This is a genomic window from Rudanella paleaurantiibacter (assembly GCF_009184635.1).
GTDB lineage: Bacteria > Bacteroidota > Bacteroidia > Cytophagales > Spirosomataceae > Rudanella > Rudanella paleaurantiibacter.
In genome coordinates this window covers 1-14,564 of the sequence record NZ_WELI01000001.1, presented here as the reverse complement: position 1 = coordinate 14,564, position 14,564 = coordinate 1, and the positions used below count along the sequence as shown (strand labels likewise).

13 protein-coding genes and 1 tRNA gene are annotated in these 14,564 nt (G+C 52.9%); 8 read left to right on the top strand and 6 right to left on the bottom strand.

The annotated features are described in order from the left end of the window. Window positions 1-220: 220 nt before the first annotated feature. The gene (locus F5984_RS00070; protein ID WP_394367381.1) at window positions 221-1,300 is read right to left on the bottom strand and encodes a hypothetical protein; all 1,080 of its coding nucleotides are present in this window, start codon (window positions 1,298-1,300) and stop codon (window positions 221-223) included. Between the two features lie 243 nt (window positions 1,301-1,543). Here F5984_RS00070 and F5984_RS00065 point away from each other — a divergent pair, with 243 nt between their 5' ends. Further along, on the top strand, window positions 1,544-2,272 hold the full coding sequence (locus tag F5984_RS00065) for an OmpA family protein (RefSeq protein ID WP_152121669.1): 729 nt from the start codon (window positions 1,544-1,546) through the stop codon (window positions 2,270-2,272). Window positions 2,273-2,275: 3 nt separating this feature from the next. On the opposite strand, the gene F5984_RS00060 is transcribed toward F5984_RS00065, so the two are convergent. From F5984_RS00060 to F5984_RS00050, 3 genes are all read right to left on the bottom strand, one after another. Next, entirely contained in the window at window positions 2,276-3,181 is a 906-nt protein-coding gene (locus F5984_RS00060; RefSeq protein ID WP_152121667.1) for a DMT family transporter, read from the bottom strand. Between the two features lie 5 nt (window positions 3,182-3,186). Then, complete coding sequence (nadE, locus tag F5984_RS00055) at window positions 3,187-5,316, bottom strand: NAD(+) synthase (protein ID WP_152121665.1); 2,130 nt, start codon at window positions 5,314-5,316, stop codon at window positions 3,187-3,189. Window positions 5,317-5,431: 115 nt separating this feature from the next. Continuing rightward, a complete protein-coding gene (locus F5984_RS00050; RefSeq protein WP_152121664.1) occupies window positions 5,432-6,133 on the bottom strand; it encodes an HAD family hydrolase in 702 nt (233 codons plus the stop codon). 199 nt (window positions 6,134-6,332) lie between these two features. Here F5984_RS00050 and rpoN point away from each other — a divergent pair, with 199 nt between their 5' ends. The 5 genes from rpoN (at window position 6,333) to F5984_RS00025 (ending at window position 10,929) form a co-directional block, all read left to right on the top strand. Beyond that, window positions 6,333-7,787 (top strand): RNA polymerase factor sigma-54, encoded by a 1,455-nt coding sequence (rpoN, locus tag F5984_RS00045; RefSeq protein ID WP_152121662.1) that lies wholly within the window; start codon window positions 6,333-6,335, stop codon window positions 7,785-7,787. A 133-nt stretch (window positions 7,788-7,920) separates the two neighbouring features. Next, window positions 7,921-8,508: a hypothetical protein gene (locus F5984_RS00040; protein WP_152121660.1), complete on the top strand. Its 588-nt coding sequence runs from the start codon at window positions 7,921-7,923 to the stop codon at window positions 8,506-8,508. A 93-nt stretch (window positions 8,509-8,601) separates the two neighbouring features. Beyond that, on the top strand, window positions 8,602-9,393 hold the full coding sequence (locus F5984_RS00035) for an enoyl-CoA hydratase/isomerase family protein (RefSeq protein WP_152121658.1): 792 nt from the start codon (window positions 8,602-8,604) through the stop codon (window positions 9,391-9,393). Between the two features lie 72 nt (window positions 9,394-9,465). Next, window positions 9,466-9,539: transfer RNA gene (locus F5984_RS00030), tRNA-Arg, on the top strand. Window positions 9,540-9,717: 178 nt separating this feature from the next. Beyond that, window positions 9,718-10,929 (top strand): PQQ-dependent sugar dehydrogenase, encoded by a 1,212-nt coding sequence (locus F5984_RS00025; protein WP_152121656.1) that lies wholly within the window; start codon window positions 9,718-9,720, stop codon window positions 10,927-10,929. A gap of 71 nt (window positions 10,930-11,000) precedes the next feature. Here F5984_RS00025 and F5984_RS00020 read toward each other — a convergent pair whose 3' ends face one another. After that, complete coding sequence (locus F5984_RS00020; RefSeq protein WP_152121654.1) at window positions 11,001-11,354, bottom strand: MmcQ/YjbR family DNA-binding protein; 354 nt, start codon at window positions 11,352-11,354, stop codon at window positions 11,001-11,003. Between the two features lie 149 nt (window positions 11,355-11,503). Between F5984_RS00020 and F5984_RS00015 the strand changes: the two genes are divergently transcribed. Beyond that, the gene (locus F5984_RS00015) at window positions 11,504-12,067 is read left to right on the top strand and encodes a hypothetical protein (RefSeq protein WP_152121652.1); all 564 of its coding nucleotides are present in this window, start codon (window positions 11,504-11,506) and stop codon (window positions 12,065-12,067) included. A gap of 8 nt (window positions 12,068-12,075) precedes the next feature. Here F5984_RS00015 and F5984_RS00010 read toward each other — a convergent pair whose 3' ends face one another. Continuing rightward, a complete protein-coding gene (locus F5984_RS00010) occupies window positions 12,076-13,596 on the bottom strand; it encodes a GH3 family domain-containing protein (protein WP_152121650.1) in 1,521 nt (506 codons plus the stop codon). A 124-nt stretch (window positions 13,597-13,720) separates the two neighbouring features. On the opposite strand from F5984_RS00010, the gene F5984_RS00005 reads away from it, so the two are divergent. Beyond that, window positions 13,721-14,257 (top strand): hypothetical protein, encoded by a 537-nt coding sequence (locus F5984_RS00005; RefSeq protein ID WP_152121648.1) that lies wholly within the window; start codon window positions 13,721-13,723, stop codon window positions 14,255-14,257. Window positions 14,258-14,564 lie beyond the last annotated feature (307 nt).

Genomic DNA, 14,564 nt, shown 5'->3' with positions numbered 1-14,564 from the left:
CATTTGTACAGTGAAGCGATGCTTCGCTGAGCCGTAAGGCTAAAATTGGCCTATCGGCCCAACCGAGCACCGCTCGATTGTACATTTTGTCCAGTACTGAGCATAAAGACTTCAGTACTGGACATTCAGACACTAGACGTTAGAATTACTACCATTCTGTAGAGAAGTCTAACATCTGGTGTCTAACATCCAATCCCCAGTACTGAGAATAAAGTCACGATTACGCAGCCGCTGTTAGTTCAGACCCACCGTTGACGCTAAACATGGGTTCGATGACTGCCTGTATCCGGTCGCGCAGAAAACCCTCCTGCAAGTAGGTTGGCAACTTGGCAACCAGTTGGCGGAACCCATCGAGTCCCAGCGCCTTGGCAACGTAAGCCTCATGAATGGCATTGACGTGCGACACTATGTTGACCAGGCTCTGATGAAACAGCCGCACATCGATCTCCGAATCAACAAACCGCTCAATCTCCCGATTATTCGACGAGATGCGCAGGCGGCTCAGCATATCGAAATACGTGGTGTAGCCAATCTGCCGGGCCAGGGTTTTGTATTGTTCCACCCCGAACTTCTGCAACACCTCACCCGTACGCGGGCTCCGCAAGGCGGTTTTGGGGTTATTCTGAATCGCATTGCGCAGGGCTTTGATGCGGCCGTCGCGCGTGGTTTTCAGAAACTGACCCAACTCAGCCTGTGCTGCCCCGGCCCGCGAGGGTAAACCCAAATCAGGCTTAAACTTGGCCATGGGCAGGCGACGGATGCTGTAATTATTGAGTGGCCCGAGCGCGTAGTACCCTACCGAAGCCGGGTAATAGCCACGCACCACCATGTTGCCAATCCGCTTCCGAATCAGCTCTTCGTTACTCACTTGAATGCCCTGCACGGCCAGAAACGCCCGGGCACTAAACAGAATACTGTAGTAGGCCTGCGGGAAAGTCCAGTGCAGCGAACTTTGCAGATACTCCTCCGCCCCGGCCGATCCAGCACTCACCACGGGCGTGATACGCAGGGCATACTCGGCACTCCAACTGTTGAGCAACAGCTTCTCGAGCGACTTGCGGCCTTCTTCCGATACGCCCCCTTTGAAATCGATAAAAATTGGGAAGCGGGTCAGGTCGTCCAGGTCGTTCTGATGCTGAATATGGTAATCCATGGCAAAGAAGTGATTCAGGAACACCTGCGCCGGAATGGATTGGGTAGCAATTCGCTTACGCCAGTTTTCGTCGAGCGGCAAACCCTCCTGACGGCCCGCTGCCGAAGCGTCGGAGATGGGCAAAGCCCCCCCTGTCGGCGTGGTCAAAAACACTGTTTGCTTGTTCATTGTATCTGTTGTCGCGTTGTTATTCTGCATTATACTCTACTAACAATATAGCCTTCTTCGTCGTTCCATTTCAACGCCCCAGAACGCCCTTTTAACCATCTGAATAACAGATATTTACAAAGTATTTTTAGGCCCAGAAATGTCATTAGCTATACGTCTTTAAATTAGGCATTTTAGGCGACTTTTCAAACTATTTACCCGAGAGATTCCGTTGTCATTTTGATGGCGACACAACTTACTTTACGCGTGTTTACGGGGTGTCTCTGGCTACTTTGGACGAGCGTTGTTAACGGGCAAAATCAGCCCCGCCCCCTGGCTACGTTCGACGGAACGGTGGTGAGCGCCAACACGCGCCAACCCATTGCGGACGCCCGTATTGAGGCTATTGTACTGCCCGAACGCACTGTATTTTCGAACGGTCGCACCCGGCCCGACGGAACCTTTAGGCTCACGCTCGACCCGGCGCGTACGTACTCGATTGTGACCCGCGCTGATGGGTATAAGGACCTAGAAGAGAAACTGGCGTTTTCGGATCAGCGCGCTGACCGTATCTATGGGAAAGAAATCCGGCTCGAACCGGGTTCGGCCTCGCGACCGACCGCGTCGATGCCCGTGGTGTTGCCAACCCTGACGTTTGCCCCCCGCCGGGCCGACCTGCTGCCCGAGGCTGTCCGGGCGCTTCGGTTGCTGGCTACGCAGCTAACAGCCAATCCGGGCGTGCGGATCGAAGTAGCCGGCCATACCGATACCGTCGGCGATATTACCCTTAACCGCATCCTCGCCCTCGACCGGGCCGAGGCTGTTCGGGCGTTTCTGGTCCAGTCGGGCATCGATCCTAACCGAGTGGCGATGAAAGCATACGGCGGTACGCGCCCGCTACCGGGGCCACTCTCGCCCCAGAACCGCGCCCGAAACAAGCGGGTAGAAATCACGGTTCTTCCCAATCCGTAACGTTTACTTTTTTTTCCGGGCCAGCCAAAGCCCCGCCAGTACTAAGGCCGTACCCGCCAGTGTAAACAAGGTGATGGGCTCACCCGTGAGTACCGCCGAGTACGCAAAGCCGAAAATAGGACACAGAAACAGCCATAGCGAGGCACGCACGGCATCTTGCCGCACCAGATAAAACCAAAGTTGCAGGGCCACCACCGACACCGGCAACACCAGCCAGAATACCGATACCCAGAAGGTCTGGTCGAAACGGTCGGGTTGGAAATCGGCCACCAGCAGCGTTACGGGCAATAACAGTAACCCGCCAATGAGCACCTGCCAACCGTTGATCACAATTGGGGGCAATCGCCAGTCGAACCGAGCGTAGTACACCGTAGCAGCTGATACCGAGACCATACCCGTCATCAGAATAAGCAACCCGCGCACGGTGGCGTGAGCATCTTCGAGCAGCGGATACGTAGCCACCGTTACGCCAATCAGGCCCAGCGCAATACCGGCTCCCTCGTACCAGCGTAGCGGTCGACGCAACCACACCGCCGACATAAGCGTGATAAACAGCGGGTTGGTAGCCACGCCCAGACTACCAATACCGGCCGACACTTCGCGCATGGCCAGCACGTACAGCCCCAAATAAACGGTGGTATTCAGAAAGGCGAAGATCGTCAGACGTTGCCACTCCACCCGGTTGGGGAGCGGATTCCGGCGGCCAATTCCGTACGCAAACAGAAGCATACCGCTCCCGGCAATCATAAACCGAATGGTAGCCAGCCAGAACGGGTGCGCCGACTGCACCCCGAACTTTGTAGCTACCGACGCCGACGCCCAAAATGCGGCAAACAATAAGCCGGGGATAGCCCCACTACCAACCGCCCCACCCGATGCAGAAGATTCTGTCTGTTGTGAATCGCTCATACCCATCAGAACCCGATGCGGCCCCGGCCGCCGTGGGCTTTCCGGCTCACCGACGCGCCCCCTTCCGACGCGGCCCACTCCTTCATCTCGGCCAGTTCTTTCTCAAACCCACCCGACAGAATCGGGAACCGCATCCAGGTGCGCGGGTCCAGACTGTAATCGTCAAGATGGAACGAAGGCGCGTATCGCTCCCGCTTCCATTGATTACGGCTCCAGAGTTTAAAGAACCGCTCCGTCCAGAGCAGCAGTTTGTCGGCCCCGTAAGCCTCGGCATAAATCGGCTGGAGAGCCTTCAGAATGTCGAGCGGAGTCTGCTTGTCCCGAATCGCCAGCTGCTCAATGGTGTTAAGCACCTCGTACGGCATCAGGTCGTCTTCGTCGGTCTGTTTTTTGTCGAGCGGACGTAGCTCGGCAGTCGGTTGCAGGTTATTCACACGGTGCAGACCCGACAATCGGATAGCCGAGGGGCTGTTATCACTCGCAGACGATGGCGTAGAGGCAATGTTCAACCCCTCAGTTTCCAGCCAGCGCAGCCAACTCCGCAAAAAGTGCTTATCGATGCCCGTAATAGGCGAAATACTCCCCGCCGTATCGCCGTCCATCGTCGCGTAGCCCACGGCCGCTTCGGAGCGGTTGGAGGTGCTCAGCAACAAGGCATTGTTGATATTGGCCAGCATCCAGATTGACGGGGCCCGTACCCGTGCCTGAATATTTTGCAGGGCCAGATCGTCGGTTTCCCACGAAAGCTGACGACCCAATTGGGCTTCGATCAGCCCCCGGTACGTTTCAACCAGACCGTTGATGTTGATAGTTAAAAACTTGGCTCCAATACTCTCGGCCAGCTCTTTGGCCGAGTTGAACGTATCGTCCGACGAGTTTTCGGTGCCCTGATACATCACCGTCAGCAGCTTCCCAACCATCTCTTCGGCCGTTTGGCAATCCTGAAGTGCTTTGATGTATCCCAACTTTTGCTTCACCCCGTCGAGGCCAAGGTTTTCGACCGCCATCCGAATCATCAGATACACGGTAGCCGCAATGGCCGATGAGTCGGCCCCGCCCGACAGGCTGAGCACATACCCCTGCGACCGGCTTTTGCGCAGGTAATCGAACAGCCCCAACGCCACGGCGCGGGCAAACTCCTCTTCACGGATATAACCGCCCCGCTCCCACGATTCCAGCTCGGCTACTTGTGGTTTCACGGGCGTTACATTGGGCCAGTCGAACCGCTCGGCCACTCGAAGGTTAGGATAAGCCAACGCCAGATTACCCCGGTTCTGCACCTGATTCAGGCGGGTCAGATCAATGTCGATAACGGCGGGCACAATCAAGTAATCCTCGTAGCTCAGTCGTGGCCCCGATACCAGCAACGACCCGTTCGAGGCCACCATAGCGTCGCCATCGTAAATAGCCCGGCCAGCTTCGTTGCCCAGGAGGTTGGTGTAGATATAACTCACCCCAAACGACCGCGAAGCATCAACCACGAGTCGCTCACGGGTAACTGATTTGTTGAACGAAAAATGACTGGCCGATGGGTTCAGGATCACATCGACACCCCGCTCGTACAACGACCTGCCCGGCCGGTTGGCAATCCAGGCATCTTCGCAGATTTCAAACCCAATCCGCACCGGCCCAACCGGACCACCCGACAGCTCGAACACCAGGTCACCAAATGGGTAGCTAAACTCCCCGTGCGACGGACCGCCGTGCGACGGGCCGCCAATCTTGATCTCGTCACGTACGAAAGCCGACCACGGCTGAAACCAGCGTGGCTCGTAGTGAATCCCGTTTTGGGGTAGGTATTGCTTCACGGCAAAGCCCAGAATCCGCTTGTTGGCAATAAGGCAGGCCGTGTTGTACGTGCGGTTGTTGTGCCGCAACGGCAACCCCACCGACACCACGATGTCGGCCGTGTGCTCTACAATCTCCAGCAGCGACGCAATCGACTGATCGATGGTGTTCTGAGCAAAAAACATATCGTCGCAGTTATACCCCGAAATACAAAGTTCGGGCAGTACCAGCAGGCTTACCTCCTGCTGCCGGGCCGCTTCGATGGCCGATATAATGTGTTGACGGTTAGAATCCCAGGCAAGGGGCGTCTGATTCAGTACGCCAGCGGCAACTTTCAGGAGTTTCATTGATTCGGGAGCAAGTGAGCAATGGGCCGGGCTGATTGGTTACCCAGCCTGTTGGCTGTCTTTATCTGAGTAACAAAGATGAGGCAAAAATAGGTTTTGCGAAACGACCGGGCGGCTACCTCACCAATTCAACCACGCTCCGTACACAACGGCCGGGCCCCGGCTCCTGTTTGGCCCCGGTTACCCAAACGGTGTCCATACCCAGTGCCCGGGCCGCAGCCACATCACGGTCGGCATCATCGCCCACAAACAGAATCCGCCGGGGCTCCACAGCCAGTTGGTCGAGGGCCACCCGAAACAAGCGGGGCGAGGGTTTGATGCAGGCATGGTCGGACGAAAAAACGAGCACTTCGAACAGGTGATGAATGCCTACCTCCCGAAATACCCGCCGGAACAAATCGGCCCCGGCCCACAGATTGCTCACCAGCCCCAGCCGGTGTGTCTGACTGAGAGCCTCCAGCGTAGCCACGTGCCCATCGGGTATATGTCCCAGCTCGTGTAGGGCAAACACCTGCGCTAGCCGGTCGGCGTCGGCGGTTGAGGCCTGTCGTTCTGTCAGAAGCTGCTGAATGTACACCGAAGCCGCCGGAAAGTTGGTGTAACAGCCAGGATGGTTGTAGTCGGCATGCATACGCTCATACACCGCATGAATAAGCGACTGCACAAATACACTTGAGTATAAATGCCCGCCCAGTTGCGCGTAGGTGTACGCGTAATCTTCGTCGGTCGAAAACCGGTTCCCGCCAAACATCAGCGTGTCCATCAGATCGAACAGAATAACCTCGTACTCTCCCAACAAGCCGTTAATCGTCATCATATCGAATTTAAAGAGCACATTTTAGATAATTGAGTAAGCAAAATTGATCCGTTTGGTAGAGTAACAGATTAAATAACCGATGTTTCTATTTTTTTTATTGCCAACAAACAAAAAACCACTAAAATTGGTCTGATAATTGTGAGGGGCTTGGCTCAGCCTCTTCTGCTCAACGTACCCTAAACATTTACCTGATTGTATCATGCAGAAGTTAAGCTTAAATCAATCGCTTCAGCAGAAACTGTCTCCACAACAGATTCAGTTTATCAAGCTGTTGCAGATTCCTACAGCTGAGCTCGACACGCGCATTGAAGAAGAGCTGGAAATCAATCCGGCCCTGGAAGAGGGCATGGACGATTATGAGGAGCCAAATAATGATGACGATCCGTATGGCGATGAATACGGCGACGACGCACGTACGCACGACGATGATCTCGACATTGACGGGTATCTGAGCAGCGACGACTACAATGGCTACAAGATGCAGGGCGACGGTAATTATGCCGAAGAGGAGCGCGAATCGCCATTGGCCAGTACGTCGAGCCTGATGGATTCACTCATGCAGCAATTTGGCTATCTGCGCCTTTCCAACGAGCAACGCACGATTGGGCTTCAGTTACTGGGCAGTATCGAGAGCGACGGCTATATCCGGCGTTCTATGCAGGCTATTGTCAATGATCTGGCCTTTACGCAGGGCGTGTTTACGGATGTCGACGAACTCGAAGAGGTGCTTGCGATGATTCAGACCTTCGACCCGCCTGGTATTGCCGCCCGCACACTCCAGGAATGCCTGATTCTGCAACTGCAACGGAAAGACCAATCAGACCCTTGTGTTGGGCTGGCCATTCGGATCATCGACGAGTTTTTCGAAGAGTTCTCCAAGAAGCACTACGAAAAAATTCAGCGCCGACTCAACGTCTCCGACGAATCGCTCAAGAAAGTCATTACTATTATTACCAAGCTGAACCCCAAACCGGGTTCGGTCGAGGGCGGAGACGGAACAGCTCAGTATCTGATTCCCGATTTTATTCTGACCAACAACGGCGGTAAACTCGAACTCACCTTAAATTCAAAGAATGCCCCAGAACTACGAATAAGCCGGTCTTTTGCCGAGATGCTCGACACCTACGATAAGAGCACCAAAACCAACAAGGCCCTGAAAGAAACGGTTACGTTTGTGAAGCAACGGCTCGATGCCGCCAAATGGTTTATCGATGCCATTAAGCAGCGACAGCAAACCCTGCTGAAGACCATGAACGCCATCGTGAAGTTTCAGTACGATTTTTTTCTGACCGGCGACGAGTCGAAGCTGCGGCCCATGATTCTGAAAGACATTGCAACGATGATCGACATGGACGTGTCGACGGTGTCGCGGGTGGCCAACAGTAAGTCGGTACAAACCGAGTTTGGAATTTACCCGCTTAAATACTTCTTCTCCGAAGGTATCTCGACCGATTCGGGCGAGGATGTCAGCAGCCGCGAAGTAAAAAATATTCTGAAAGAGCTAATCGACAACGAGCCAAAGCTTAACCCGCTCTCCGACGACAAGCTCGAGAAAATGCTCAACGACCGGGGCTACAACATTGCCCGCCGAACGGTAGCCAAATACCGTGAGCAGCTCAATATTCCGGTGGCTCGCTTGCGCAAGCAATTATGACAAGGGGGTGCAACAAACCCCTTTCGGGCGTAACTTTGCCCCTGAAATACAACCTGACCGCCAACGTGGTCTTTTTACTTCTGTGAACGACAAACTGGCCCGAACGCTTTCGGCACTGTTTCACCCATTGCTAATGCCGACGATCCTGTTCGGCATTCTCTTTTTTCAGACACCCGGCGTACTGGGTCTCGACGCCTTTTCGACAACCCTGCGCGGAAGCCTGCTGATGCTTATTGCGGTGGGTACGTTCGGCGTACCGACCATCGTCATCCTGTTTTTACTCCGGGGTGGGTACATCCCCAATCTGCACCTCGACAACCGGCTCGACCGGCGGCTACCCTACCTGCTAACCGCCCTAGTGTATGCGGGCGTCACGTTCATGTTTGCGTTTCAGATGCAGCTCATTTCCGATACCGCGCCGGAAATCGCCGTCATTCTGAGTAGCATCACGCTGTCTATGTTGCTGGTTGGCATTATTTCGCTGTACTGGAAAATTAGCGCCCACGGGGTAGGTATTGGCGGGGTACTGGGTACACTCATGGCCGTTACGGTCAAATTCGGCGAAACCGACCTCATTCTATTTCTGGCCCTGCTCACAGGCCTCGCCGGACTTATTTTGAGCGCCCGGCTTCACCTCAACGCGCACACCCCGGCCCAGGTTGGTGCGGGCCTTATGCTGGGTCTTTTAGTCAGCGCCCTGACGGTACTGATCCTTTTCTGAGATACCCTCTCAGAACCTAAGCGGGCTCAAGTCCGCTTTTTTTATTGCGCCAAAAATCGTATGCTTGCATACTATTCTTTCAGCCTTACAGCCATGTACGAATCTATTCTATACGAAGTCTCCGATGGAATCTGCCGCATTACGCTCAACCGGCCTCAGGTGTATAATGCCCTCAGCAGCGGCCTTATCCGGGAAATAACCGAAGCCATTGGGCAGGTAGCCACCGACCCGGCTATTCGGGTAGTGGTGCTGACGGGTGCGGGCGACAAGGCCTTTTGCTCCGGTGCCGACCTGAAAGACGGCATGGCTGGAGCCTCGGAGGGCGGGCTCTCGTTGGGCAAATCGCTACGAGAAGGGTACAACCCCATGATTCTGGCGATTCGAAATCTTCCGAAACCCGTAATTGCCCGCGTTAACGGCGTAGCGGCCGGGGCGGGTTGCTCGCTGGCGCTGGCCTGCGACGCCATTATCACGGCCAACGAAGCGTATTTCAGCCAGATTTTTATCAACATCGGTCTCATGCCCGATGCAGGCGCTACTTTTTTCTTACCCCGTCTGGTGGGCTCGCTCAAAGCATTTGAACTTTGCAGCACAGGCCGACGCGTGTACGGCCCCGAGGCCCTGACACTGGGGCTGGTCAATCAGTCGGTTCCAGCCGAGCAGTTAGATGCCGCCGTTACCGAACTGGCAGGTGCCTATGCCGCAGCACCCACCAAAGCCATTGGGTTGATGAAAAAAGTGCTCAATCAATCGCTCTATAGCACTCTGGAGGCTATGCTCGAACAAGAGGCTGACAATCAGGAAATACTGGGCAACTCAGCCGACGCCATGGAAGGCATTGGCTCCTTTGTGACCAAACAGAAGCCGAATTTCAGAGGAAAATGAGATTTTTTTTGAGCCTTACGATTGGGATTTTTAAAACTTCTTTCTACTTTTGCAGTCCCAACACGGGGCAATGCATTCGTAGCTCAATTGGATAGAGCACCTGACTACGGATCAGGAGGTTTGGGGTTCGAATCCCTACGAGTGCACGAAAGCCGCTTCAATCGAAGCGGCTTTTTTGTTTTTGTTCTGATTCGGTTTTCGGTTAGGATTGTCCCCTATTTGGCTTACTCCTGTATAAACACTCACGCAATTGGGCGCGACAAACGGTTGGATTAAACCAATCCGTTCGCTCTTGCGTTCTGTTACCCGAAACCATTATCAACAATGATAAACCGAATCATAGGCCTTACAGCAGCCGCTACGCTTGTACTGGCCTCTCACTCCCTGTTTGCACAACAGGCAGGTTTGGGCGCTCCTGTCGAGACCAAAGAGCCTAATTCAAACTACAAATCAGCGTTTGCCGGACAAACGCGCGTGGGTAGCGTTAAAACCAAAGCAGGCTATGAAGGCAAAGTGCTGACAGAAGCCCTCAAATCGCCCTGGGGCATTACAAGTCTGCCCGACGGTCGGTTGCTCATCACTGAGAAAGCAGGAACCATGCGCATTGCCACGCCAGAAGGAAAACTGAGCGAGACTATTACGGGCTTGCCAGCCGTTAATTCAGCCGGTCAGGGTGGTTTGCTTGGCGTGCGGGTCGATCCGGCTTTCGAAAAAACCCGGATGGTGTACTGGGTCTTTGCTGAACCATCTGACAATGGTAACCTGACGGCTGTAGCTAAAGGTAAGCTGTCGGCCGATGAAAAGAAGATCGAAAACCCAACAGTTATTTACCGCGCTACCCCTGCGTACAAGGGCACGCTGCACTACGGAGGCCGTATTTTGTTCGACAAACAAGGCAACCTGATTATCAGCACCGGCGAACGCTCCGACAAAGTGACCCGGCCACAGGCGCAATCGCTCAACTCAGGTCTGGGTAAGGTAATCCGAATCACCACTGATGGCAAGCCTGTTTCAGGGAATCCATTTATTGGCAAAGACGGTGCGCGCCCCGAATTGTACTCATACGGTCACCGCAACGTACAGGGTCTTGCCCTGCACCCAGTTACGGGCGATTTGTGGGAGAACGAGTTTGGCCCCCGTGGTGGCGACGAGCTTAACCGCGTGGAGCCCGGGAAAAACTACGGCTGGCCAACCATCACGTACGGTATTGAATACAGTGGTCAAAAAGTAGGCGAAGCAATTCAGCAGCAGGCTGGCCTCGAACAACCCGTTTATTACTGGGACCCCTCGGTATCACCCAGCGGTATGACCTTTTATACCGGTGATCAAATGCCTGAATGGAAAAATAACCTGTTCATTGGTACGCTTAGCGGTATGCACATTGCCCGGCTGATTATCGAAAACAACCGGGTAGTGGCCGAAGAGCGTCTGCTCACCGAAGATTACCAACGCTTCCGCGACATTACGCAGGGCAAAGACGGGGCTCTTTACACCGTGACCGACCAGGGACGGCTTTACCGGATTGCCAAGAAATAAGCAGTTTGTCTGCAAGGCACAAACTAATCAGGAGCCGCTTCACCCGAAGCGGCTTTTTTGTTGGCCAAGTCTCATTCTGAATCCGTACTTGGCTGTATCAGGGCTGACAGACGCTTGGGCGCTACATGGTAGTAAGCCGCAATCAAGGCATCGTGCAGGGTTTCGGCCTCCACTTTCTGAAGACTGACCAACGTCCAGCCATGCTTCCCCCATTTGTTGGGTACGGGATAGATAACTGTTCGGTCGAAAACGGAGAACAAGTCCTGATCTCGTTCCGAGAGTTTCAGGCAAACCCGGTTTTCGGCGCTGTTGAGCGTCACTACGATTTTACTCCCGACCTTGAAAGCCCGGTTACCTGCATGCGGATGTTCTGTCATTTCGGGCAAGGCCAGCGCCATCTGCCGAAACGCGTCTATTGTTACCATAGCGTTGTTGTTACCCGATTCTTGCTTACCTACCGGGCACTCATGAACCTCACTACTCTGATAAAACCAATCAGCGCCCCAACCGTTAACACTATACGTGCACGAATCTGACCGTAAGCCGACCCGACCCATACTACGCCATTGAACTTATGAATTGGGGCCACCACAAAGTTATCCCTTCGAGTATTGAGCAGGACGTTCTGACGGCCCTTTCGTTTTACCCTGAGCTGAACCAAACACCTATTCGGTTTGTATTGAAGCCCAGAATACGCTCGTCGGTTATGCAGGCGCAACCCGTTTTTGGGTCGCTACTGGGCAACCGCCAACACCGGGCCTACCAAATCAACATCAGCGCGCTGTTTACCCTCACCCATACAGCCATCCCCATCCATCAGCTACCCAGCGAAATCATGATTGGCTGGATCGGCCATGAGCTAGGGCATATTATGGACTATGAGCGCCGTAGCAACTGGGATTTGGTACGTTTTGGCTTTTCCTATGTTTTCTCGACGGAGTACGTGCGCAAGGTAGAGCGCATTGCCGACACGTTTGCCGTAGAACGCGATTTGGGGCCGTATCTGGTAGCCACAAAGCGGTTCATTTTGAACCATGCCGAGTTACCACAGGCCTACAAAGATAAGATTGCCCGGCTGTATGTTTCGCCCGAGGAGATTGTTGAGCAGGTTAGAAAACTGGAGCAGGCCGAGCGTTAACGTCCGGGCTACCGCAATTTCTGCACGTACTGCTCAAAATCCCGGAAATCATCTTCTTTCATAACCCGCGGAATTTTCGTCTGCCCCCCCAGCTTTTTGTAGTCTTCACTCCAACGGTAGAAATGATCGACCGGTATCACCTCGGCCTCTACCCCGTGCAACGACTTACTACGCGCTACCTTATAGTTTTTATTCGTTTCGCACAGCTCATTGTCGAGCGAAAGGGCAAATTGGATATTATCAACATCGCGATTTGAGCCAACCATCCATTTGTTGATATACTCTCCATCTTTCCGAACAGCCGCGACCACAAACTCCTTAATCTCTACGTTGAACTGACTCTGCATCTTCTGCATAGCCTGATTCATTTGAAAAACGGATAGCTGCTCGCCAACCACGTTCAGAAAATGCTTTGTCCGACCCGTAATCCGAATTTCTGAACGGACTTTGTCCGTAATCATAACTGTATCACCAATCATGTACCGCCACGCGCCCGAAACTGTCGAGATCAGCAAAACATAATCGACATTTTCTTCGGCCTCCTCCAGACTCAGAATCTGAGCATCCTGCTTCACGCGGCCATCATCATCCATATTCGCGTCGGTGAAAGGGACAAACTCAAAAAAGATCCCATTGTCCAGAATTAAAGCCATTGAGGTTGTGTCAGGGCGCTTCTGCGTTGCCAGATACCCTTCCGAAGTCAAATAGGTATCGATATACGTCAGCGGACGAGCCAGCAGCGACTCAAAGCTCTTTCGGTACGGTTCAAAAGCAACTCCACCCGAAGTGTACACCTGTAAATTGGGCCACAGATCGTGAATGGTGCTTACTCGGTTATGCGAGATTACCTCTTTCAACATCATTTCAATCCAGGAGGGAATACCGCTCAAGCTACCGATATCCCACATAGGTGCCTCTTGAGCAATCCGATGAACACGCTCATCCCAATCTGTGATCGACGCAATTTCCACGCCCGGCTTGTAGTATCCCCGAAACCAGCCCGGTATGTTAGCCGCGCTAATTCCACTGATTTCGCCCTCTTCGTGGTCATCTTTTTGAATTAGGCTCACACTACTCCCCAACATCATTATCTGCTTCTCAAAAAAATCAGCAGGCAACTGAAAGTTCTTCAAACTCGCCACCTGCTGCAATCCCGACCGCCGAATTGAGTCGAGCATATCATCGGTTACCGGAATCGATTTACTTGTACTGGTCGTGCCACTACTCAGCGCAAAATAACGTTGTCCACCCGGCCACGTTACATTCTGATGGCCTTCCTGCAGATAGTGCCACCATTCGTCGTACATCTTATCGTAATCGTGTACCGGTACACTTTCTTGAAACGCACGTACCACATCGGCACTGTTCAATATACCGCTGAAGCTGTACTTTTTCCCAAAAGCAGTCAAACGCGCTTTTTCCAGAAGAGATTGCAATACAGCCCGCTGAGCCTTTGCTGGCTCTGGGTCAGATGTGATAAAACCATATACATCGATCGCTTTTCGTACCAATTCACCAATAACTGCCATAGATAATCTTTTGCTTGTGCAACTACCCGATTAACCAGAATCTATGTACATTGTTGATAAGGCTATTGTAAGGCCTAAATAGGGTAAACTGCACCCTTTCTTATCTCAGCTACTCTAATTTGCTATGCGTATCCTTCTGATTCCTTTCTTCACGTTTATTTCCTTCAATCCGCTTACCTGTTCCTCTTTTGCGGATAGCCGCTTACTAGAAGCCTTTCCTCTTTCACAAATTCGCTCATCTGCTGCAGGATGGAAATATAGTCAGTCGCAAAGCACAGCCGGAGATATTACGTACAGAGCGACCTTAATCTCAACTAACATGATTGAGTTTTCCTACCCGTACGCGGGCGGAACCAACGTATCGCTGACGATACGTAAAACTAAAGGAGACAGATATGTCTATTTAGAAGTTGAGAAAGGCCTATTTACTAGAAGCTTCCAGAATGGTAGCGCTCAAGTTCAGTTCGATGGACAAAAGCCCATAATCTACAGCTTATCGGCAGCTGCCAATGGGCGTGCCAACATTGTCTTTTTCGAGAAAGAGGCTAAACTGATTGAGCAGATGAAGCGGGCTAAAAATATGGTGGTCAACCTCTCATTCGCTGGCCAAAAACCACGTGAGATCAAATTTCAGATCGCTGGGTTGCGCTGGAACCACTAAATAACGTGAGTTACGGATAAATCCTTTAGTAAGCCAATGACTTATTAGCGATGGCTTGCGCGTACCCATTATCCATAACTCACGTTAAACAGCAAAGTAGACAGAATAATTAGCTGCTTGATAGAGCTGTAAACAGCAACAACCAGCATAGATGGCTCTGGTAAATACATAGGGCATTTGAACGCGGAAAGGGGGTGCTACCTCGTCTGAGATAACACCCCCTTCGCTTCTATAACTAGAGGTGGCAGCTTCCTACTCTCCCGGATCTGACTCCAGTACCATCGGCAGCACGGGGCTTAACGGCTCT

What these genes read in the sequence shown, in the direction of transcription:
- F5984_RS00050 (WP_152121664.1), bottom strand. Translation starts at nt 6,133, where the DNA reads ATGATGACGATTAACGGCTTGTTGGGAGAGTACGAGGTTATTCTGTTC.
- F5984_RS00035 (WP_152121658.1), top strand. Translation starts at nt 8,602, where the DNA reads ATGTACGAATCTATTCTATACGAAGTCTCCGATGGAATCTGCCGCATT.
- F5984_RS00025 (WP_152121656.1), top strand. Translation starts at nt 9,718, where the DNA reads ATGATAAACCGAATCATAGGCCTTACAGCAGCCGCTACGCTTGTACTG.
- F5984_RS00010 (WP_152121650.1), bottom strand. Translation starts at nt 13,596, where the DNA reads ATGGCAGTTATTGGTGAATTGGTACGAAAAGCGATCGATGTATATGGT.
- F5984_RS00065 (WP_152121669.1), top strand. Translation starts at nt 1,544, where the DNA reads ATGGCGACACAACTTACTTTACGCGTGTTTACGGGGTGTCTCTGGCTA.
- nadE (WP_152121665.1), bottom strand. Translation starts at nt 5,316, where the DNA reads ATGAAACTCCTGAAAGTTGCCGCTGGCGTACTGAATCAGACGCCCCTT.
- rpoN (WP_152121662.1), top strand. Translation starts at nt 6,333, where the DNA reads ATGCAGAAGTTAAGCTTAAATCAATCGCTTCAGCAGAAACTGTCTCCA.
- F5984_RS00020 (WP_152121654.1), bottom strand. Translation starts at nt 11,354, where the DNA reads ATGGTAACAATAGACGCGTTTCGGCAGATGGCGCTGGCCTTGCCCGAA.
- F5984_RS00005 (WP_152121648.1), top strand. Translation starts at nt 13,721, where the DNA reads ATGCGTATCCTTCTGATTCCTTTCTTCACGTTTATTTCCTTCAATCCG.
- F5984_RS00060 (WP_152121667.1), bottom strand. Translation starts at nt 3,181, where the DNA reads ATGAGCGATTCACAACAGACAGAATCTTCTGCATCGGGTGGGGCGGTT.
- F5984_RS00040 (WP_152121660.1), top strand. Translation starts at nt 7,921, where the DNA reads ATGCCGACGATCCTGTTCGGCATTCTCTTTTTTCAGACACCCGGCGTA.
- F5984_RS00015 (WP_152121652.1), top strand. Translation starts at nt 11,504, where the DNA reads ATGAATTGGGGCCACCACAAAGTTATCCCTTCGAGTATTGAGCAGGAC.